At 54.1% G+C, this 20,082-nt stretch carries 14 protein-coding genes; 6 read left to right on the forward strand and 8 right to left on the reverse strand.

Annotated elements, in window-relative coordinates; genetic code table 11:
• Positions 1 to 358 precede the first annotated feature (358 nt).
• Positions 359 to 1,027: a hypothetical protein gene (locus JGC47_RS14750; RefSeq protein ID WP_013035809.1), complete on the forward strand. Its 669-nt coding sequence runs from the start codon at positions 359 to 361 to the stop codon at positions 1,025 to 1,027.
• A gap of 185 nt (positions 1,028 to 1,212) precedes the next feature.
• Here the strand turns inward: JGC47_RS14750 and pmbA are convergent, their stop codons facing one another.
• A complete protein-coding gene (pmbA, locus tag JGC47_RS14755; RefSeq protein WP_004160081.1) occupies positions 1,213 to 2,553 on the reverse strand; it encodes a metalloprotease PmbA in 1,341 nt (446 codons plus the stop codon).
• 161 nt (positions 2,554 to 2,714) lie between these two features.
• On the opposite strand from pmbA, the gene yjgA reads away from it, so the two are divergent.
• The gene (gene yjgA, locus JGC47_RS14760) at positions 2,715 to 3,257 is read left to right on the forward strand and encodes a ribosome biogenesis factor YjgA (protein ID WP_004160082.1); all 543 of its coding nucleotides are present in this window, start codon (positions 2,715 to 2,717) and stop codon (positions 3,255 to 3,257) included.
• A 99-nt stretch (positions 3,258 to 3,356) separates the two neighbouring features.
• Here the strand turns inward: yjgA and mpl are convergent, their stop codons facing one another.
• Positions 3,357 to 4,709, reverse strand: coding sequence for a UDP-N-acetylmuramate:L-alanyl-gamma-D-glutamyl-meso-diaminopimelate ligase (gene mpl / locus JGC47_RS14765; RefSeq protein ID WP_004160084.1), 1,353 nt, complete (start codon positions 4,707 to 4,709; stop codon positions 3,357 to 3,359).
• Positions 4,710 to 4,881: 172 nt separating this feature from the next.
• Between mpl and fbp the strand changes: the two genes are divergently transcribed.
• Entirely contained in the window at positions 4,882 to 5,880 is a 999-nt protein-coding gene (gene fbp, locus JGC47_RS14770) for a class 1 fructose-bisphosphatase (protein WP_004160085.1), read from the forward strand.
• Between the two features lie 93 nt (positions 5,881 to 5,973).
• Here fbp and JGC47_RS14775 read toward each other — a convergent pair whose 3' ends face one another.
• A complete protein-coding gene (locus JGC47_RS14775) occupies positions 5,974 to 7,539 on the reverse strand; it encodes a methyl-accepting chemotaxis protein (protein ID WP_004160087.1) in 1,566 nt (521 codons plus the stop codon).
• A 388-nt stretch (positions 7,540 to 7,927) separates the two neighbouring features.
• Between JGC47_RS14775 and ppa the strand changes: the two genes are divergently transcribed.
• Positions 7,928 to 8,458 carry an inorganic diphosphatase gene (gene ppa, locus JGC47_RS14780; protein ID WP_004160088.1) on the forward strand — a complete coding sequence of 177 codons (531 nt, stop codon included), beginning with the start codon at positions 7,928 to 7,930 and terminating at the stop codon, positions 8,456 to 8,458.
• Positions 8,459 to 8,566: 108 nt separating this feature from the next.
• Here ppa and JGC47_RS14785 read toward each other — a convergent pair whose 3' ends face one another.
• Genes JGC47_RS14785 through tamA form a run of 3 tightly spaced genes read right to left on the reverse strand, consistent with a single transcriptional unit; the run spans position 8,567 to position 14,405 of the window.
• Positions 8,567 to 8,917: a gamma-glutamylcyclotransferase family protein gene (locus JGC47_RS14785; RefSeq protein ID WP_004160089.1), complete on the reverse strand. Its 351-nt coding sequence runs from the start codon at positions 8,915 to 8,917 to the stop codon at positions 8,567 to 8,569.
• 2 nt (positions 8,918 to 8,919) lie between these two features.
• On the reverse strand, positions 8,920 to 12,693 hold the full coding sequence (tamB, locus tag JGC47_RS14790) for an autotransporter assembly complex protein TamB (RefSeq protein WP_004164813.1): 3,774 nt from the start codon (positions 12,691 to 12,693) through the stop codon (positions 8,920 to 8,922).
• Positions 12,690 to 14,405 (reverse strand): autotransporter assembly complex protein TamA, encoded by a 1,716-nt coding sequence (tamA, locus tag JGC47_RS14795; protein ID WP_169799808.1) that lies wholly within the window; start codon positions 14,403 to 14,405, stop codon positions 12,690 to 12,692. Before tamA ends, tamB begins: the two co-directional genes overlap by 4 nt.
• Positions 14,406 to 15,039: 634 nt before the next feature.
• Here tamA and paeA point away from each other — a divergent pair.
• Positions 15,040 to 16,368, forward strand: coding sequence for a polyamine export protein PaeA (gene paeA / locus JGC47_RS14800; protein WP_004160092.1), 1,329 nt, complete (start codon positions 15,040 to 15,042; stop codon positions 16,366 to 16,368).
• A 47-nt stretch (positions 16,369 to 16,415) separates the two neighbouring features.
• On the opposite strand, the gene JGC47_RS14805 is transcribed toward paeA, so the two are convergent.
• Together JGC47_RS14805 and cysQ are read right to left on the reverse strand one after the other, a co-directional pair.
• Positions 16,416 to 16,622, reverse strand: coding sequence for a DUF1107 domain-containing protein (locus JGC47_RS14805; protein ID WP_004160093.1), 207 nt, complete (start codon positions 16,620 to 16,622; stop codon positions 16,416 to 16,418).
• A gap of 536 nt (positions 16,623 to 17,158) precedes the next feature.
• Positions 17,159 to 17,899 carry a 3'(2'),5'-bisphosphate nucleotidase CysQ gene (gene cysQ / locus JGC47_RS14810; RefSeq protein ID WP_004160094.1) on the reverse strand — a complete coding sequence of 247 codons (741 nt, stop codon included), beginning with the start codon at positions 17,897 to 17,899 and terminating at the stop codon, positions 17,159 to 17,161.
• 238 nt (positions 17,900 to 18,137) lie between these two features.
• Here cysQ and JGC47_RS14815 point away from each other — a divergent pair, with 238 nt between their 5' ends.
• Complete coding sequence (locus JGC47_RS14815; RefSeq protein ID WP_004160095.1) at positions 18,138 to 20,072, forward strand: bifunctional 2',3'-cyclic-nucleotide 2'-phosphodiesterase/3'-nucleotidase; 1,935 nt, start codon at positions 18,138 to 18,140, stop codon at positions 20,070 to 20,072.
• The last annotated feature ends 10 nt before the right edge of the window (positions 20,073 to 20,082 follow it).

Consider the following 20,082-nt stretch of genomic DNA (forward strand, 5'->3'; position numbering starts at 1 on the left):
CGCGAAGTGGAAATAAATGGGTAACGACTGGCCTGAGTCGCAAAAGGCGTGGAAACGTGTAACAGCGCAAAGCGAGACAACTCACATCAAGACCATAATATTTGCGCGCCGCGACTGACGTTCCTCCTTAACTTAATCGGGCGGGATGGATTAAGTCCCGGACGGCTTTATAACCTTTATCCGACCAGGATAACGGGCTGAATATGGGTTATATGACGGAGTTGCCTCTGGGCTGACGATCTGAAATAGATTGCCCCGGCCCGCGTATCACCAACGGAGATTAAAGCGTTTTTTGATAGACTTATTAATGCTTAACAACGAGACTCGAGTACTAAAGCAATAAATATGAGGTTCAGGAATGTCAAACTTTAGTAAAATATCCTCTCTTTTTTTACGGGCGTCTGAGAGAGCTTCTCCACGGCCAGTAAAAATGCCACGGCCTGGTAATTTGTTAGTATCAAAGTTCGCTGGCGTTGAAAACTCGTCGAACAGGGCTGACAAACCACAGAATATAAATAATGAGCCTGGCGTTTCCCTTAAAGCCTTCCTCGCCGGTGATTCAACCGGTCTGCCCTTCAGTGAGGCGCTGCTGAAAGATGAACTCAATAATTTCATTGGTCAGTCTCCAGATCCCGTACCCGGGAACAACAACTCTCATGCAGCGTTCAATTTTTCAGCGGCTTCAGTTCGCATTGCACACAGCACCAAGCGCCCGGCTCCGCAACCGGGCATCTTAGCGCAGTTTAAAGCTGCCGTGGACGCTGCCCCTGGCAGTCCGCTTAATGATCCCCTGCAAGAGAGACCATTGTGCAGTGAGGTCGATCCTTCAGCGGCTTCAGTTCGCGTTAGACAAAGTGTAAAGCGTCAGGCTCCACAACCTCCCGTACAGGCGAAATTTGCGGCTAACAAAGCACAGGTGCTGGCAGATTTCGCAAGCACCAAGAATGGTGCCCCACCCACTATTTTATTGAAGGATTTTATGAGGATACTGGCTTCCGTCAGCGATTCGAAGCGGAGCTGTGAGTGATTTAAATCACCATTCAGGTTGCGTCTGCCCTCAAAATATTGTGATCGGCGGGATTGAACATTTGCACGGCGACTTTCGTTACCGGCGTATTTTGCCTGTAAGAAGCTTCAGGTGCTAATGAGCGAGGGGGATAAAGACAACGGTTTTCACCGTCGCCTTTTCGCATGCAGAATAAGCGAGGAGAATTACTGCCCGGCGATCTTCATTTCAGGTAACAGAACCGACCCACACTGAATATTGCTGCGCGTCTCAATATCGCTGCCTACCGATACCATATTACGCCACATATCTTTCAGGTTACCCGCAATGGTGATTTCACTCACCGGATATTGAATAACGCCATTCTCGACCCAGAAACCTGAGGCACCACGCGAATAATCGCCGGTAATCCCGCTGACGCCCTGCCCCATCAGCTCGGTCACCAGCAGCCCGGTTCCCAGCTGTTTCAGCATGTCATCAAAACTGTGCCCCTGCCCGGCAATGCGCCAGTTATGAATTCCACCCGCGTGGCCGGTACTTTGCAAGCCCAGCTTGCGCGCCGAATAGCTGGTCAGTAACCAGTTCTGCAACACGCCATCTTTGATAATGTCGCGCCGTTGGGTGCGCACGCCTTCGCTGTCGAACGGGGTTGAAGCCAGCCCTTTCAGCAGATGGGGATGTTCTTCGATGGTCAGCCAATCAGGCAGGACCTGCTGGCCAAGTGAGTCAAGCAGGAAGGTTGATTTGCGGTAGACGCTGCCGCCGCTAATCGCCCCGACCAGATGACCAAACAGCCCGGTGGCAGCTTCAGCGGCAAACATTACCGGCGCTTTCATCGTCGACAGTTTACGCGGCGACAGGCGCGACAGCGTGCGGCGCGCGCACTCTTCACCGACATATTCCGGCGACTTGAGATCCGCCATCGCCCGCCCAATGGTATAAGCGTAATCCCGCTCCATATCCCCGTTCTCTTCCGCGATAACGCAGCTGGAAAGCGAATGTCGGCTGGAGCAATAGCCCTGGATCATGCCATGACTGTTGCCAAACACTTTGATGCCGACGTGGCTGTTAAAGCTGCCGCCTTCGGTATTGGTAATGCGTTTGTCTGATTTTAACGCGGCCTGCTCTGCGCGTGCTGCCAGCTCAATAGCGCGATCGGCATCGATCTCACTGGGATGAAACAGGTCGAGATCCGGGGCAGCAAACGCCAGCAGCTCAGGATCCGCCACGCCGGCATAAGGATCCGGCGAGGTGTGGCGCGCAATATCCAGCGCGGCCTGCACGGTGCGCTGAATGGCGTCATGGCTGAGGTCGGTAGAAGATGCGCTGCCTTTACGATTCTGGTGGTAAACGGTTATGCCCAGCGCACCATCACTGTTAAATTCAACGTTTTCCACGCTGCCATGGCGCGTGCTGACGCTGATGCCGGTGGTTTTAGTGACCGCAACTTCCGCTCCGTCGCTGCTGGCTTTCGCCAGTTCGAGTGCTGTCGCTACCGCCTGTTCCAGGGTTTTACGCTGTTCTGCAACTTGGGAGAGTAATTTCATCGACCTGCCATATAATTAAAAAAGGGCGATTTTTCGGCGTTTAGCCTGCGTAAAAATCGCGCTATGGTGATTAAGTTAATTTGAGTCTAACAGACTCAGAGAACAATTTCGCAGTAGCCGCGTAACCTGATAACATTAGCCTCTTTTTTTGGAGCCTGACCATGACCAAGCAGCCTGATGAGTGGCTCGATGAAGTACCCGATAACCCGGAAGAAGATGAAGAAGAGATTATCTGGGTCAGTAAAAGTGAAATAAAACGTGACGCCGAAGAGTTAAAACGCCTTGGGGCTGAACTGATTGAGCTGGGGAAAAATTCCCTCGACAAAATTCCGCTGGATGAAGATCTGCGCAACGCCATTGAACTGGCGCAGAAGATAAAGAAAGAGGCGCGTCGCCGCCAGCTGCAGCTGATCGGTAAAATGCTACGCTCGCGCGATGAGGAACCGATCCGCATCGCGCTGGATAAGCTGAAAAACCGTCACAATCAGCAGGTTGCCCTGTTCCATAAGCTGGAGATGGTACGCGACCGTCTGGTCGAACAGGGGGATGATGCTGTCGCTGAAGTGCTGGCACTCTATCCGGATGCCGACCGCCAGCAGCTGCGTGCGATGATCCGTAACGCGCAAAAAGAGAAAGCGGGCAACAAGCCGCCAAAAGCCTATCGTCAGATATTCCAGTATCTTCGTGAGCTGGCCGAAGCCTGATCCGCTCAACGCCGTGCGGTTCTGAAAGGGTTCACCTCTGGCAAAGACTGGGGCAGCCCTGTTGGCGTGTGGAGACTCGCTCTCCACACGCGGTGTGCGCTATGCCAGCCGGTCCAGCAGCTTCTGATGGATACCGCCAAAACCCCCGTTGCTCATCACCAGGATCGTATCTCCCGGATGGGCCGTTTTGGCGATCGCCTCTACTAACGTATCAATATCCGCACTCCAGTGTGCTGGCTGGATGCAGGCATCTGCCACTTGTGAAACCTGCCACGGGATGTGGTGTGGCTGGTAGAGGAACACTTCATCGGCCCGCCCTAATGCCGGAGCAAGATCGTCCTTACTGATGCCCATCTTCATGGTATTTGAGCGTGGTTCCAGCACTGCCAGAATACGTGCCGTGCCGCCTACTTTACCGCGCAGCGCCGCCAGCGTGGCGTGAATGGCCGTAGGATGATGGGCAAAGTCGTCATAAACCTTGATGCCGTTGCTTTCACCACGTAGCTCCAGACGACGACGGGCGTTGATAAAATCATTTAACGCACGTCCGGCATCTTCCGGCTTCACCCCCACATGCCGCGCAGCGGCAATCGCCATCATGCCGTTACGCATATTGTGCTCGCCAACCAGTGACCAGTTCACCTGTGCCACCCGTTCGCCATCAAGCAACACTTCCCAGCATGAGGCATCCGGCGACAGTTTATTCACCTGCCAGCAACCGTTTTCACCTACTGTTTCATGCTCGCTCCAGCAGCCCATCGACATCACCTGCTTCAGGTTTGCATCCTGCTCCGGCAGGATGATTTTCCCCTGCCCCGGCACGATACGCACCAGGTGATGGAACTGCTTTTGAATGGCGCGCAGATCGTCATAGATATCCGCATGATCGAACTCAAGGTTATTCAGGATCAGGGTACGCGGGCAGTAATGCACAAATTTGGCACGCTTATCGAAAAATGCACAGTCATACTCGTCGGCTTCTATTACGAAGAACGGGCTTTTACCTAAATTTGCCGAAACCTCGAAATTTCCCGGTACGCCACCGATAACAAAGCCCGGCTCATAACCACAGGCCTGTAAAATCCATGCTGTCATGCCCGCCGTGGTGGTTTTACCGTGGGTTCCGGCGACCGCAATCACCCATCGGTCACGCAACACGAAATCATGTAGCCACTGTGGGCCAGAGAGGTAAGGAATATTGCGTTCCAGCACCGCTTCCACACAGGGATTACCACGCGTCATGGCGTTACCAATAATGACCAAATCAGGCACAGGATCGAGCTGTGAAGCATCATAACCCTGAATTAAATCAATACCCTGCTTTTCCAGCAGCGTGCTCATTGGCGGATAGACGTTAGCATCAGAGCCCGTTACTTCATGGCCAAGCGCGCGTGCCAGCATCGCCAAACCGCCCATGAAGGTGCCACAGATACCAAGGATATGAATACGCATAAAAGGTCCGTTTCTTAAAAGTTCAGCTCTAGTGTACCGTCCCCATCGTGCGGAAGAAACGGATTCTCCCTATGTTCTTTACTATTCAATCGGCTAAACTGCAATCGCATATGCATACACTGGCAGTTTGTGAATCAAGCTGCTACTCAACCGCAGATTCAGGAATTGTGTTATGAAAACGTTAGGCGAATTTATCGTCGAAAAGCAACACGACTTTCCGCACGCCACCGGTGAACTGACCGCGTTGATCTCCGCGATCAAACTGGGCGCAAAAATTATTCACCGGGATATAAATAAGGCTGGTCTGGTAGATATTCTTGGCGCCAGCGGCGCTGAAAATATTCAGGGCGAGCAGCAGATGAAACTTGATCTTTACGCCAATGAAAAGCTAAAGGCTGCCCTGAAAGCTCGCGGCTTTGTGGCTGGTATTGCGTCAGAAGAAGAAGATGAAATCGTTATTTTCGAAGGTGTGGAAAACGGCAAATACGTAGTGCTGATGGACCCCCTCGACGGCTCTTCTAATATCGACGTTAACGTCTCAGTCGGCACCATTTTTTCGATTTACCGCCGTATCACCCCGGCGGGTACGCCAGTGACTGAAGAAGATTTCCTGCAGCCCGGCAGTCAGCAGGTCGCAGCAGGTTACGTAGTTTATGGTTCGTCCACCATGCTGGTATATACCACAGGCTGCGGCGTACATGCCTTTACCTATGACCCTTCGCTGGGGGTGTTCTGCCTGAGCGCGGAGCGTATGACCTTCCCGAAAACCGGTTACACCTATTCCATTAATGAAGGTAACTACATTCGCTTCCCACAGGGGGTGAAAAAATACCTTAAATTCTGTCAGGAAGAAGATAAAGCCTCCAGCCGTCCCTATACCTCACGCTATATTGGCTCGCTGGTAGCCGACTTCCACCGTAATCTGCTGAAGGGCGGCATCTATCTTTATCCGAGCACCGCCAGCCATCCGAAAGGCAAGCTGCGCCTGCTGTATGAGTGCAACCCAATGGCTTTCCTCGCTGAACAGGCCGGTGGCAAAGCTTCTGACGGTAAAAACCGCATTCTCGACCTGGTGCCGGAAACCCTGCACCAGCGTTCACCGTTCTTCGTCGGCAACGACCATATGGTGAATGATACCGAACGTTTCCTGCGTGAGTATCCGGATAAATAAACGCCAGATATCTGCACGGAGCTTAACGTTAAAAAAAGAATCTTCCTGAAAAAAAGGGGCAGCCCCAAAGGTCTGCCCCGAAATCAGGTGCTATCAGGCAAGCTGTGTAACCTTAAATGCCGCCATGGTTTGCATCAGCTGCCGGGACTGCTCTTCCAGCGACTGCGTAGCTGCGGCGGCCTCTTCGACCAACGCGGCGTTGTGCTGTGCCACTTCATCCATTTGTGTGACGGCGACATTCACCTGCTCAATACCGTGACTTTGTTCCTGCGATGCGCTGGAAATCTCTTTCATCAGCGTTGTCACGCGCATCACCTCACTTGAGATTTCGTCCATGGTTTCACCCGCTTTGGTCGCCATATCGGAACCTTCGCTGACGCGGGTTTGCGACTCGGCAATCAACGTGCGGATCTCTTTCGCCGCAGTCGCACTGCGTTGGGCAAGGTTACGCACTTCGCTGGCTACCACGGCGAAACCGCGCCCCTGCTCCCCGGCACGCGCCGCTTCGACGGAAGCATTTAACGCCAGAATGTTGGTCTGGAAAGCAATACCGTCGATCACGCCAAGAATGTCGCCAACACGCTTGGAGCTGCTTGATATTTCAGACATTTTTTCCATCACATAATTGACTACTTCCGCACCACGTTCAGCGGTATCTGAAACGGATTTCGCCAGTGAATGCGCCTGCTGGGCATTATCTGCGTTCTGCTTCACCGTGGCCGTCAGCTGTTCCATACTTGCTGCCGTTTGCTCCAGCGATGCCGCGGACTCTTCAGTGCGTTGCGAAAGATTGAGGTTGCCCGATGACAGTTCACGGCTACCAATATCAATCTGTATACTGGCATCACGCACCTTACTGACCGAATGCTGTAGCGAGTGCTGCATCATGCCAAGTGCCGCATTCAGGCGGCCAATTTCGTTTTTACTGCTTTCCGCTACCTGCCGGGTCAGATCACCCGCGGCAATGTGCTCCAGATGTTGGATCGCAGCATCCAGTGGTTTCAGTAACAATTCGCGCAAGATCATCCATGCCGCTGCCACCAGCAACAGCGTCAGCGCGCCGCTCACCAGAATCAAAATGGTCATCATTGATTGATTATACGCTGCCTGGTCCAGCCGCGATGCGGTCACCACGTTCGCATAGCGACCAAAGTTGTCCACCGCGTCGCTATATTTACCCGACAGTGATGAAAGATTGCCCTCCAGTATCGCGTAATAATCACCTGAATTCTGCTTTTGCACCGCCGCCATCAGCGGGTTGATGCCGTTAGCAAGATACTCGCGGTAGTTTAGGGCAACTGCCTCAGCCAGAATCCGGCCATGTTCGGTTACGGTTCCGGCTGCGATGAATTTTTTCAGCTCGTTTTCTGAAATAGCGACATAACTGAGGGCACGTTCGGCCGTTTTAGCTGCTGTATCGGGCTTGCCATTTTCCAGCTGACGCATTGCCAGCGAGGCTACAGCACGGGCGCGCAGCAGGTTGCCATTACTGATATAAAGCGCATTTAACTCAATACCCTGAATACGATTGACGGCGTCCAGCGAGCGATTACCCTTTTGTATGGCGATAATGCCCATCACGCTGACTACAATTAGCAGCAGCGTCATCAGGCCAAGTAGCGCCAGTAAACCCGAACGTATTGAGATTCTTTTTAGCATGATGATTTTCCCGGTAGTGTTAAGCCAATAAATTCTCGCAATTTAAATCGACCAAGTTATCGGCAGTAATCCCTGGTAACTTTACCGAAAATGATGATTTCATTAATTGGTGAGAGACATACATCAATTCGTCATCAGGCCATCACTTCAGGAAGTGACTGGTTTGGCGCACCAGCACCCATTTCCCACCAGCAATCGCCGAGAGATAACTAGCGCAGTCAATAAAAATGATTAAAAATACTTAACATTATATTTGAGGTAAGTTGGTACCCGCTGGCGCGCCGTTGCTGCCACGGAGCATTCCTAAAGCCTGAAAAAGGAGGGTACTTTGCCGATGAGATGGCTATAATATCGGGCACTTAACCTAGGATGATTGAAGGAATTTACCATGAGCCTGAACCACGTACCTGCTGGCAAAGACCTGCCGGATGACATTTATGTCGTTATTGAGATCCCGGCTAACGCTGCCCCAATCAAATATGAAGTCGATAAAGAGTCTGGCGCTCTGTTCGTAGACCGCTTTATGGCCACCGCGATGTTCTACCCGTGCAACTACGGTTATATCAATAACACCCTCTCTCTGGATGGTGACCCGGTTGACGTACTGGTGCCTACGCCTTATCCGCTGCAGCCGGGTTCTGTGATACGCTGCCGCCCGGTTGGCGTGCTGAAAATGACCGATGAGTCTGGCGAAGATGCGAAAGTGGTTGCGGTTCCGCACAGCAAACTGAGCAAAGAGTATGAGCACATCCAGGATGTCAACGACTTGCCGGAACTGCTGCGTGGCCAGATTAGCCACTTCTTCGAGCAGTACAAAGCGCTGGAAAAGGGCAAGTGGGTTAAAGTTGACGGCTGGGAAGGCGTTGCTGCGGCAAAAGCTGAAATCGTCTCTTCTTTCGAGCGCGCGGCAAAAAAATAATGCGCTGCCCTGACGCTGGCGGTATGGGTACCCGCGTCAGGACGAGCGTTTTTAAGGTCGCCGTGCAAAAAAAAACACCGCCTGCATGCAGGCGGTGTTTTTTAATCGTTACTGAGCGGCTGCATCTTTTTGCAGCCAGTCCCCGCTTTCGATACGTTTTTTCCCCAGCACTGACCGCTGATAGACATACAGCCAGGCGCTGCCGTAAGGGGTAGAGACCAGCTCGCGCCGATACTCACCGCCTTTGGTTCTGAGCGCATCCAGCTCACCCAGGGTGGCGGCATCAATGCGATAGACTTCACAATAAACCCGTCCATCCCCCGTCACCACCCCAGGGTAATGCCCCAGATTGTATAGCGCGTAGCCGTCGATCGGGTGATCGCCCAGCCACTGCGCGTTGGTCATCCAGTGACTGTTACCCTGCTTACGCCGCAGGCTGCCGTAGACAATTATTCGCATGACTAAAACTCAAACTGATAAAGCAAATCCAGTGCCTGATCGACCCCAGACACCGCTTCCAAATAGAGCTTGGGCATCAGGCGATAACGCAGCGTTAACGTTGCCAGTGAATCAAAGATGCCAACACCGTATTTAACCTGTAGACCTGGCAGTACATAGCCGCTGACCTGCACCTTCTGGCTGTCGCCAACCCCGGTGGTATCCAGCGCCAGATTACTGACACCAAAGGTCTCGCCGATTTTACCCACAACCTGCCCACTTTGTGCAAGCCCCAATCCGACCAGTGCAGAGGTCAATGCGTCGCTGTCGCTGCCGGAAGCGCCCAACCCCTGGCCGCGCAGCAGGTAGGATAAAGCTTCCTGCTGTGATTTGGCTGGGTCGGAGAAAATCTCCACTTTGGGTTCATCCGCCAGCCCGGTAACGCGTACCCCGGCGGTGACATCGTCTTCGGTGGCTTCCGGGTTGCGGATCGCTTCAATATTCAGATACGGTTGGTCCACCGGCCCAGAGAATTGCAGCTCACCTTTACGCACGATCAGGTCCTGCCCGTAGGCGTGGAAGCGCCCGGACGGGATATTGATCTGTCCGTTCAGTCCCACACCCCGCTTGTCCTGTACCATCTTCAGATCGCCATTGAGTTTGGCTTTCAGGCCAAAGGCGCTGAGGCGCACATCGTCCCCGACATGAATAGTCAGATTGCTATTGATGGGGATCGAGGCTGATTTCTGTGTTATCGGCTTCAGGTGTTCATCCAGCAGCACTTCATCGGAAGAAACCCCGACCGCACTACCAGGGACTTCCTGTACCGTAATGCGCGCCCAGGGAATATCGACACGACCGTCAAGGTTAAACAGCTGCGGAGTGGCTTCAAACACCAGATCCGGCGAGACGTCCATGCGAACCATTGGCGGCACGGTGACGCGTATCTTCTCCCCTTTCGCGGCAATACGCGCACGCCAGGCATTCAGCTGGCTCCAGTCAGCATTACCGTTAAGCGAAATCTGCCCTTGCGAGGTCTGAACCAGCCCCTCCAGCGTCGAACTCATGCCGTTGAAGGCCATAGTCAGGTTAGCAGCGGTGAGGTCGACCGGCATAAAGCTACCGTCGACATCGACGTTGCGCAGCCCCAGCTCACCAAATACCTGAGGCTTTTGCAGGTTGCCGCCAAGACGCAAACGCGTATTCAGCATTCCGACCATTTTCTCGCCCTGCATCAGGGCCGGATTGAGCATCGCCAGCGACAGGTTGGTGATATTGACATTTCCGGACAGCGTGCGTCGCCCTTGCGGATCGGCAATCTGCACGTTACCGTCAAGTTGCCCGTTATTGGCAATACGGATCAGCCAGTCGAGCTGCGCACGGCCATTTTTTAGCGCCGCGTTAAGGTTCAGCGTATCAAAAGCTATTGGCAGGGTATTGCCCTGCACGTCCTGCTCGACCTTAACCCCGCGCCCCTTCAAGGCTACGCGCCCGGTAGGCAGGCCGCCGTCGGCGGTCCAGCTGACATCCGCATCACCATTAAATACCCCGGCCAGCTGGGTGGTTTCAGGCATAAACGGTTTGATCATCGCCAGATCAAAGCGGCTAAGCACCACGCGGGCATGACCGGACGGCCCGGCTTCAATCGTCTGTGGCACACACAGCTCGGCGTTCGGATTCTGCCAGCAGTGTGGCCCGATGCTCACCGTCTGTTTCGCGTTAAGATAATCGAGCGCAATGGCACGGGTTAAGCGCCAATCCCCTAGCGGGGTAGCGAAGCGGGTCTGGTTCAGCGTGCCCTGCCAGCGCCCGGCGGCACGGTCAAAATTGCCGTTAAGCGCCAGCTGCCCGGCAACCGGTTCACCCTGCACATTGAGTTTCAGCTGGTGCTGTTTTTCCGTGCCGCTGGCATCAAGCTGCAGCAGACTGACCGCCAGCGTATCCTGCTTCAGCTGTTCCACCCGCAGCTTAACCTTACCCTGAATCTGTTCGCCAGAGCGGATATCGCCATCCAGTTTGATATGGCCAATACGCATTGCCTGCCAGCGTAACCCGCTGGCGGTTAAATCCGCCAGCAGCTGCGGCGTTTTCAGGTCGCCACGCGCGCGGAGGGTGCCTTGCGCCGCGCCGCCCAGGCCTGGCAACGCATTATCCAGATGCCTGGCATCAATATCGGCATCGAGGTTCAGCTTATCGCCCAGCGCCCCTTTCAGATTAAGGTTATTGCGCCCCAGTACCAGCTTAATACCGGGAATATCCCACTGATTGTAACTGTTGCCGGATAAGGAGCCGTCGGCGCTAACGGCGTTATTGCGCACGTTGCCTTTCAGCTTCAGCTCCGGCACGCGCATCTGCCAGCTGCCGCCGTACAGGCTGCCACGGGTGGTGATTTTCCCCTCCAGCTTCGCCGGCCAGTCCGGGTACTGTTTCGCCGTATTGATCCCGGACAGGGTCAGTTCACTGCGCCAGCTTATCGCCTTGCTCCAGTCAATCAGCGCCGTCAGGTCAGTATTGCCCTGCAGTGCCGCCAGTCGCAGCTTGTCGAGGGAGAACTGTGCAACATTGCCTTTGCCATCCAGCGTCAGCGTGGCGGGCGGTAACCCTTCCCCCTGCAAGGCCGCTTTTAGCGACATCACATAGTCCGTAGCTTGACCGTTGAAGCTAAAATTGACATTGCTTGCCTGGAACTGTGCCGCACCGTCCAGCGGCCAGCGCAGCTGCGGGCTTTGTAAGCGCATATTAAGCGGCAAGCCCGCTACGGCCAGCTGGCTGTCGGCATCCAGCTGCGCCCGCAGCGGGCCAGACAGATTAAGCGCCAGCTTCGTTGTGTCGCGCAAGCCGCCGCCCAGAGTCATTTTGATCTTCTCGCCTTTAAGCGGCTCAACGTTAAGCGCACTATTGAGCGTAAAGTTCAGCGGCCAGCTACCGCTAAGGGTTGCCTCGCCCTGTGCATTCAGCTGCCCCTGGGGCGAGTCAACGTCAAGCGCTTGCAGCTGTAGCCGGTTTCGCTCGGTTTTGGCCCTTAATAGCAGCCGGTTGATGGCGATATTGCTATCCCCGCTGATACGCAGCTTTTCGCCAAGGATCTGCTGCACGTTGACATCAAGTGGCAGGACAAATTCCGGCAGATCGGGCAGAAGCGGTTTGGCAAACAGTGCCTTGAGCGTTTCGCCCAGCGCAGCATCTTGCGCCGCCGGTTGTTCAGTTTCAGGCGGTGCGACCTGCTCTTTCGCCACCTGTGCCGCCCCAGGCAACGCTATCAGCAGTCCCTGAATATGGGTCGGGGTGAGCGTCATCGCCCGTTCCTGCCAGTGCAGTCCGCTGGTGAAGTCTGCCAGTGAAATAGCGGTATTGTCGATCTTCACATTGATGTTGTGCAGCGCCAGCCTGCTTAGCGTCAGCGGATAAGGCGTGCTGATTTCGCCTGTGCTGCTTTCTTCTTCCACCGGCTGTTTTGCAGCGGGCGGCATCTGTTTGCTGTCTACCACCACGTTTACGTCTTTAAACGCCAGATCGTTAATGCACAACGCGCTCTGTTTCAGACAGCCGGGGCGCAGAGCAAGATGAAACTCGCCCGCATCGACGGTCACACCGGGCATTTTATAGCTCACGCCTTTCAGGGTCAGATTACGCCAGCCGCCATCCACCTGCTGAATATCCAGCCCCGGTACCCAGCGTGCCGCCGAGTTCAATACCAGATGCAGGCCGGTAGTGGTGCAGAGTAAACAGGCAATGCCGCCGACCAACAGGACGATAAAGATAAGAATGCCAATCAGGCCCTTTTTCCACCCTTTCATAATTCAGGCCCCAAACCAATATAGAACTGAATATCACGCTTATCCTCATCGCCAATCGCTCGGGCAATATCGAGTTTGACAGGCCCGATTGGCGACTGCCAGCGCACGCCAACACCGGCACCTGTCTTCACGTTGCTCTGCTTGATATCGTTGACCGCCTCACCTGAATCAATGAACACCGCGCTCCACCATTTACCCGTCACGTTGTACTGGTATTCCAGCGAGCCGGTCGCCAGTTTCGAGGCACCGGTCAGCTTGCCATCCTCATCACGCGGTGAGATACCTTTGTACTTGTAGCCGCGAATGCTGCGGTCGCCACCGGCAAAAAAGCGCAAGTCCGGCGGCACTTTTTCGAAATTATTGGTTTCAATCCAGCCGAGATTCGCGCGCGCCACAAAACGGTGCTTTTCAGCCAGGGTACGGATCCACACGTTCTGCGCCTGGATAACCGCAAAGTCGATATCCGATCCCCAGGCGGTATCAGAAACATCAACAGAATAGCGCTGTGAGTCGCCCCAGGTCGGCATCAGCCCACCGCGCGAACGGGTACGGTTAATACTGACCCCCGGGTAAATCAGCATGGTAGTGTTGGTGACGTTGCCTTGCGTAAAGTGATCCAGGCTCCAGCGCAGATTAATCGCACGCTGCCAGCCGCTGGAGCTGTCCCAGTAACGCGATGCGGCCAGGGTGGAGGAGTCCGCTTTGGTGTCGTTGAGATCGGTCCTTTTTAGGCCGCCCTGTAACAGGTAATACTGCTCCAGCGGGCTTTTAAGCAGCGGGATCTTGTAGCTAAAGTCAAGCTGCTGTTCCGGCGCGGAGAGGTTCGCACTGGTGCTGAAACTGTGCCCACGGTCATTGACCCACGGCTTTTTCCACGTTGCTTTGACGCGCGGGCCGACGTCCGTCGAGTAACCGACGCCGGTTTCAATGGTGTTCTCGGTGCGCGGCGAGACAACGCCGTGCAGCGGCAGCACCTTGCTGGCGCGCCCTTGGTCAAATTCTGGCACCACTACCACCGAATTAAACCAGCCGGTCGCAGACAGGCGTCGGTTCAGCTCCGCCAGGTCACGCGAGTTGTAATCATCGCCCTTTTTAAATGGCACCAGGTTTTGCAAATAGTCATTGCGGATTTGTGAACCAGAGAAGCTGACGTCGCCAAAACGATAGCGTTGACCGCTGTCGTAGTCGATGTCCCAGAATGCCTCGTGCCGCTCGACGGACACGCCAAGCTGGCTTTTGCGATAGTCTGCGTCGAAATAGCCTTTACGCAGCGCCATATTGCTTAGCGAGCTTTTAAATTTGTCGTAGTCGTTGTGATTAAGTACGCTGCCGGGTTGGGGTTTTGCGTCATTAACCAGCCGGCGGTAATCCTCATCGGTACGTGCGCCGCCACGCAGTATCACCGTTTCCCCGGCCAGTTTAATCGGCTGCCCCGGTAAGACTTTCGCCACCAGCAGCGGGCGCTTGCCGCCTGCGGGTGGTGGCTGCAGCTCAAAATCAATCTGCGGTTCGTAATAACCCAGCGCTTTCAACCCTTCTTTCACCGCCTCGCTGACACGCGAACGAAAGCGGCCATCGGCGCTTACTTCATCACTGGTGATGGTGGATAAACGCGCCCTGACATTTTTTTCCAGCTGGCCGGACAATCCTGTCACCTGCAAGCGGACATTCGCCGCCTGCACAACAGGGGCGGCGATCAGCAGACAAGACATGCAATACACATGGATTCGTGGCACGCGGACTCCCATTTATTATTGCCAGCCCTTAATCCTGAAGGCTTAACCTGATAACAATATCTTAAACCGTTCACCGTACAGGTTTTTCACCAGCAGGCTCGCTTAACCTGTTCAGCTGGCGCGGAACATCACAAAATTTTGTTGGCATTGTGTGCAAAGTCACGACAGGTTACAACACCGGATTGCAACCGAACGAGATAAACCCAAATAACCCGAGTGCGGTAAGGCAGCTGCCGCGGGAAGTATAAAGGGTATGAGGTAGTTTAACGCGCTATCAGCCTCTTACCAGTCTTAGCGCGTTTAACCTGCAAATAGCAGCAGAATAGCGCTCTGTTCACTGCCGCAATTGTAAGCGCTCGTCGCCGCAGTTATAATCTCTGCACGGTCCGCACCGCGGCCTCATTACCCTTCTGCTCCGGCCTTACGCCGAACCGCAGACATTTTTGGCACGGATAGCCCCTGAATCGCTGAACTTCCTGATGTGACATACGCAGAATTCGAATCCTGCGCGCTGCCCAGGCCAAAAATGACAAGTGATTAACCCGGCGCGCTCTGACAACGCGATCGCTATCCTGATTGCCCCGGAGCCAAGCCACCATATGGATGTTTTATGTTAGACAGTTTCCTTGTCATCGTACTGCTGATTGCGGTCAGCTCATTTTTCTCGCTGTCAGAAATTTCACTGGCGGCAGCGCGCAAAATCAAACTTAAGCTGCTGGCCGATGAAGGCAATATCAACGCCCAACGCGTACTGAAAATGCAGGAAACCCCCGGCATGTTCTTTACCGTAGTGCAAATTGGCCTGAATGCGGTAGCGATCCTCGGCGGTATCGTCGGCGATGCGGCGTTCTCACCCGCTTTCAAAGCGCTGTTTGAACGCTTTTTCGATGCTGAAATGGCCGAACGAATCAGCTTTATCTGTTCGTTCACTCTGGTCACCAGCCTGTTTATCCTGTTCGCCGACCTGTTTCCCAAGCGCCTGGGTATGATTGCTCCGGAAACCGTGGCGCTGAAAATCATCAACCCGATGCGTTTCTGCCTGTTTATCTTCCGACCGCTGGTGTGGTTCTTTAACGGCGGGGCCAATATCATTTTCCGTCTGTTTAAAATCCCGCTGGTGCGCAAAGACGATATCACCTCAGACGATATTTATGCCGTGGTGGAAGCCGGCGCGCTGGCCGGCGTGCTGCGTAAGCAGGAGCACGAACTGATTGAAAACGTATTTGAGCTGGAATCGCGTACTGTGCCCTCCTCAATGACCTCACGCGAAAACGTGGTGTGGTTTGACCTGCACGAAGATGAAACCAGTCTTAAAGAGAAGATTGCGCGCCATCCACACTCAAAGTTTCTCGTCTGCAATCAAGACATTGACCATATCGTTGGCTACGTAGACTCAAAAGAGCTGCTGCTGCGTGTGTTGGGCAACCAGAGTATGGCGCTTAACAGCGGCGTGCAGATCCGCTCGGCGCTTATCGTGCCCGATACCCTGACATTGTCCGAAGCCCTGGAGAGCTTTAAAACCGCCGGCGAAGATTTTGCCGTCATCATGAATGAGTACGCGCTGGTGGTCGGTATTATCACGCTCAACGATGTGATGACCACGCTAATGGGCGACCTGGTCGGCCAGGGGTTGGAAGAGCAGATTGTCGCGCGTGATGAGAACTCATGGCTGGTCGAAGGCGGCACGCCAATCGAAGATGTGATGCGTGTTTTACATATCGACGAGTTCCCGCAGTCGGGTAACTACGAGACCATTGGCGGCTTTATGATGTTTATGCTGCGCAAAATTCCGAAACGTACCGACTTCGTTAAGCTGCACGGCTACAAATTTGAGGTGGTGGACATTGACAGCTATCGCATTGACCAGCTGCTGGTAACGCGTATCGATGCGCGTCCGCTGGCTGCAGTCCTCCCTAAAGATGCGGAAGAGACAGCGTAATCAGCGGCGGCAATCGATAAACAGGCGCGTATGCGCCTTTTTTGCTGCTAGTCAAACTCGGTCTGCAAGCGCAGAACCTGTCGGTTCACTTCTGACATCACGCTATAATGTTGTTTATCTTTAACGCGTGGGATCAGAATTTTGCCCTTATCGAATTCAAACGCACCAACATCCTTGATGTAGAACCTTCCCCGAAACAGTGTCTTAACGTACTTAGCGACCTGTAATGGATTATATCGCTGGAAGATCTTCATTATCTTACTACTCCTGAAAATTAACTACGTCTCTTCGCTGCCAAATGCGGCGCGAGTTGATGAAACGCAAAGTACAGTGACTATAGAACATGGTTGGTTTCCAATGTTCTTAAAATTGAGTTTTTTTACCGTGTTTACACATCATTACAGAATACTCTGTCACATGACCGTCATGAAACAGTATAAACAGTCAACAAACAGGGTTTTGTGCGTCATGCAGCAATCCTGTTAAGGCAGTGCGTCTGGCGGCATCTTGCACGCCGATTATTTCATTAGCATGACCAACCGACCGACCACCTGACCCCGGGCCAGCGCTTGCGCAGACTGGCATGACAAATAAGGAAGTTGAACGTTCAGGCATATCCTGGCAACAGAGTGGGAACGGCTCAATTGAACTCATGCGCCAGATGTAGTGGCATGCTGACCGCCTGGCAAGGTCAGTTCGGGCCGGTTACAGAAGCGTAGCTAAGCCGATATGTGTTATTCGCCCGGCGGGCGAACCTTTTTTTCGCCCGCCTTAATGCCAGCTTGCCAGGTCAAAAGAGGGAAACGCGGAACCCCGGATTAAGGAATGACTCGCGCGGCGCATAGTCAAGGGGTTTACCCTGCCAGTCATTAACGTGCGCACCCGCCGCCAACGCCACCGCGTGGCCTGCCCCCGTATCCCAGATATTAGTCGGTCCGAAACGCGGATAAAGCTGAGCTTTTCCCTCTGCCACCAGGCAGAACTTCAGCGATGAGCCAATCGCGGTGGTTTGGTGATCGCCCAGGTGCTTGAGGTAATCTTCCAGTTCGCTGTCTGCATGCGAACGGCTGACTACCACCAGCGGCGGCCGCGCATCCTGCACCTGGATCCTTATTTTATGGCCGCCCTCTTCCTTCCAGGCTTTGCCTTCTGCAGCGCAATACATCACCGCCAGTACCGGCGCATAGACCACGCCCAGCACCGCCTTTCCCGCTTTGATCAGCGCAATATTGACCGTAAACTCCCCGTTACGTTTGATAAACTCTTTCGTGCCGTCAAGCGGATCCACCAGCCAGTATTCCTGCCAGTGCTGGCGTTCTTCCCAGCTCTGTGGCGCTTCTTCTGACAGCACCGGGATGGTGGGCGTTAACGCCTGTAATCCGGCGACGATCACCCTGTGCGCCGCCATGTCTGCGGCTGTCACCGGCGAGTCATCGGACTTCTGCGCCACATCCAGCGGAGCCTGCCCGTCATACACTTGCATGATGGCATCACCTGCTTCACGCGCCAGTTGGCAAATTTTTTCTAACATGATGCACCTCCTTAATATTCTGGTGTTTTCATCAGCATAACGCACCTGTGGTAACGGAGCACGGTATACTGCTATTTTTCGAATAATCATTAAGTTAGCGGGATAACTTCCGGTTTAAGCACGCGTTATGACGGAATTATTCGTGCTGTGTCACATTTATCGGTGACCATCTGACATCGTTTCACCATACTCTGCGATGGTTACAAAAGTTTATTAAAGAACGTTTAAGGGAGAATACATGTTCAAATCCTGCCTTACGCTGGGCGCACTGCTGGCCAGCCACGCGCTGTACGCGGCCACCGTTGACTTCCGCATACTGGAAACCACCGATCTGCATAGCAATATGATGGACTTTGACTATTACAAAGACAGGCCCACCGATAAGTATGGCCTGGTGCGCACCGCCTCACTGATCAAAGCGGCACGGCAGCAGGTCAGTAACAGCGTGCTGATTGATAATGGTGATGTGATCCAGGGCAGCCCGCTGGGTGATTATATGGCGGCGAAAGGGCTGCACGAGGAGGATATTCATCCGGTTTATAAAGCGATGAACACCCTGGACTACAGCGTGGGTAACCTTGGTAACCACGAATTTAATTACGGTCTTGATTATCTGCAAAAGGCGATACGCGGCGCGCGCTTCCCCTATATCAATGCCAATATCATCGAGGTGAAAAGTGGCAAGCCGCTGTTTACACCCTGGCTGATTAAACCCGTGACGGTACGCGATCGCGAGGGCAAAACCCACACGCTGAAGGTCGGCTATATTGGCTTTGCTCCCCCACAGATTATGACCTGGGACCGGGCTAATCTGAGCGGCAAAGTCACGGTGGAGGATATCACCGTAACGGCTAAAAAATGGGTGCCGCAGATTCGCCAGCAGGGAGCCGATATTGTTGTTGCTATCCCGCACTCCGGCATCTCCAGCGAACCGTGGCAGGCGCTGGCAGAAAACTCCGTTTACTACCTTAGCCAGGTGGCCGGCATCGACGCGATACTGTTTGGCCACGCTCACGCCGTTTTCCCGGGCAGCGATTTCTCTGCCCTTAAAGGAGCAGATATTGCCCAGGGTACGCTGAACGGCATTCCCGCGGTGATGCCCGGCATGTGGGGCGATCACCTCGGCGTGGTTGATCTGGTACTGAACAATGACGCGGGACGCTGGCAGGTGAGCAGCGCACGCGCGGAAGCTCGTCCGGTGTACGATAAGGTGGCGAAGCAGCCGCTGGCGGCGGAAGATCCCGCGCTGGTTGCGGTTTTGAGCGAAGATCATGCTGCCACCCGCCAATTTGTCAGCCAGCCCATTGGCAAGTCGGCAGAGACGATGGCCAGCTATCTGTCGCTGGTGCAGGACGACCCGACGGTGCAAATCGTCAACAATGCCCAACGTGCCTACGTTGAACACTTTATTCAGGGCGATCCCGATCTGGCGCAGCTACCGGTACTGGCAGCCGCAGCGCCTTTCAAGGCCGGCGGGCGTAAGAACGATCCGGCCAGCTATGTTGAAGTGGATAAGGGACAGCTTACCTTGCGTAATGCCGCCGATCTCTACCTGTACCCCAACACGCTGGTGGTGGTCAAAGCCAGCGGCGAGCAGGTTAAACAGTGGCTGGAGTGTTCTGCCGGGCAGTTTAATCAGATTGATATTCATAGTCGCAAACCGCAATCGCTTATCAACTGGGATTTCCGTACCTACAACTTTGATGTGATTGACGGGGTGAATTATCAGATTGATGTGACGCAGCCGGCACGCTACAACGGAGAATGCCAGCTGATTAACAGCAAGGCCTCACGCATTCGCGATCTGACCTGGCAAGGTAAGCCTGTCGATCCGGCCGCCACCTTCCTGATTGCAACCAATAACTATCGTGCCTGGGGCGGTCAGTTTGCCGGAACGGGCGAGAAACAGATCGCGTTTGCCTCGCCGGACGAGAACCGGTCGATACTCGCTGGCTATATTGGCGCACAGACCCGGGCCAAGGGAGAGGTCAACGCTCAGGCGGATAACAACTGGCGTCTGGCCCCCATCAACAGCAGCATCCCGCTGGATATCCGTTTTGAAACCGCGCCGGGAGAGAAAGCGGCAGAGTTTATACGCAACCATGCGCGCTATCCATTGGAATATAAGGGAACAGATCGGATCGGTTTTGCGATTTATCAGCTAAAACTGTAGCTATAGCAGC

The organism is Erwinia amylovora (genome assembly GCF_017161565.1).
GTDB lineage: Bacteria > Pseudomonadota > Gammaproteobacteria > Enterobacterales > Enterobacteriaceae > Erwinia > Erwinia amylovora.

Bases quoted from the DNA above. Each gene is read 5' to 3' on its own strand.
- JGC47_RS14750 (WP_013035809.1), top strand. From the start codon at position 359: ATGTCAAACTTTAGTAAAATATCCTCTCTTTTTTTACGGGCGTCTGAG.
- pmbA (WP_004160081.1), bottom strand. From the start codon at position 2,553: ATGAAATTACTCTCCCAAGTTGCAGAACAGCGTAAAACCCTGGAACAG.
- yjgA (WP_004160082.1), top strand. From the start codon at position 2,715: ATGACCAAGCAGCCTGATGAGTGGCTCGATGAAGTACCCGATAACCCG.
- mpl (WP_004160084.1), bottom strand. From the start codon at position 4,709: ATGCGTATTCATATCCTTGGTATCTGTGGCACCTTCATGGGCGGTTTG.
- fbp (WP_004160085.1), top strand. From the start codon at position 4,882: ATGAAAACGTTAGGCGAATTTATCGTCGAAAAGCAACACGACTTTCCG.
- JGC47_RS14775 (WP_004160087.1), bottom strand. From the start codon at position 7,539: ATGCTAAAAAGAATCTCAATACGTTCGGGTTTACTGGCGCTACTTGGC.
- ppa (WP_004160088.1), top strand. From the start codon at position 7,928: ATGAGCCTGAACCACGTACCTGCTGGCAAAGACCTGCCGGATGACATT.
- JGC47_RS14785 (WP_004160089.1), bottom strand. From the start codon at position 8,917: ATGCGAATAATTGTCTACGGCAGCCTGCGGCGTAAGCAGGGTAACAGT.
- tamB (WP_004164813.1), bottom strand. From the start codon at position 12,693: ATGAAAGGGTGGAAAAAGGGCCTGATTGGCATTCTTATCTTTATCGTC.
- tamA (WP_169799808.1), bottom strand. From the start codon at position 14,405: ATGTCTTGTCTGCTGATCGCCGCCCCTGTTGTGCAGGCGGCGAATGTC.
- paeA (WP_004160092.1), top strand. From the start codon at position 15,040: ATGTTAGACAGTTTCCTTGTCATCGTACTGCTGATTGCGGTCAGCTCA.
- JGC47_RS14805 (WP_004160093.1), bottom strand. From the start codon at position 16,622: ATGAAGATCTTCCAGCGATATAATCCATTACAGGTCGCTAAGTACGTT.
- cysQ (WP_004160094.1), bottom strand. From the start codon at position 17,899: ATGTTAGAAAAAATTTGCCAACTGGCGCGTGAAGCAGGTGATGCCATC.
- JGC47_RS14815 (WP_004160095.1), top strand. From the start codon at position 18,138: ATGTTCAAATCCTGCCTTACGCTGGGCGCACTGCTGGCCAGCCACGCG.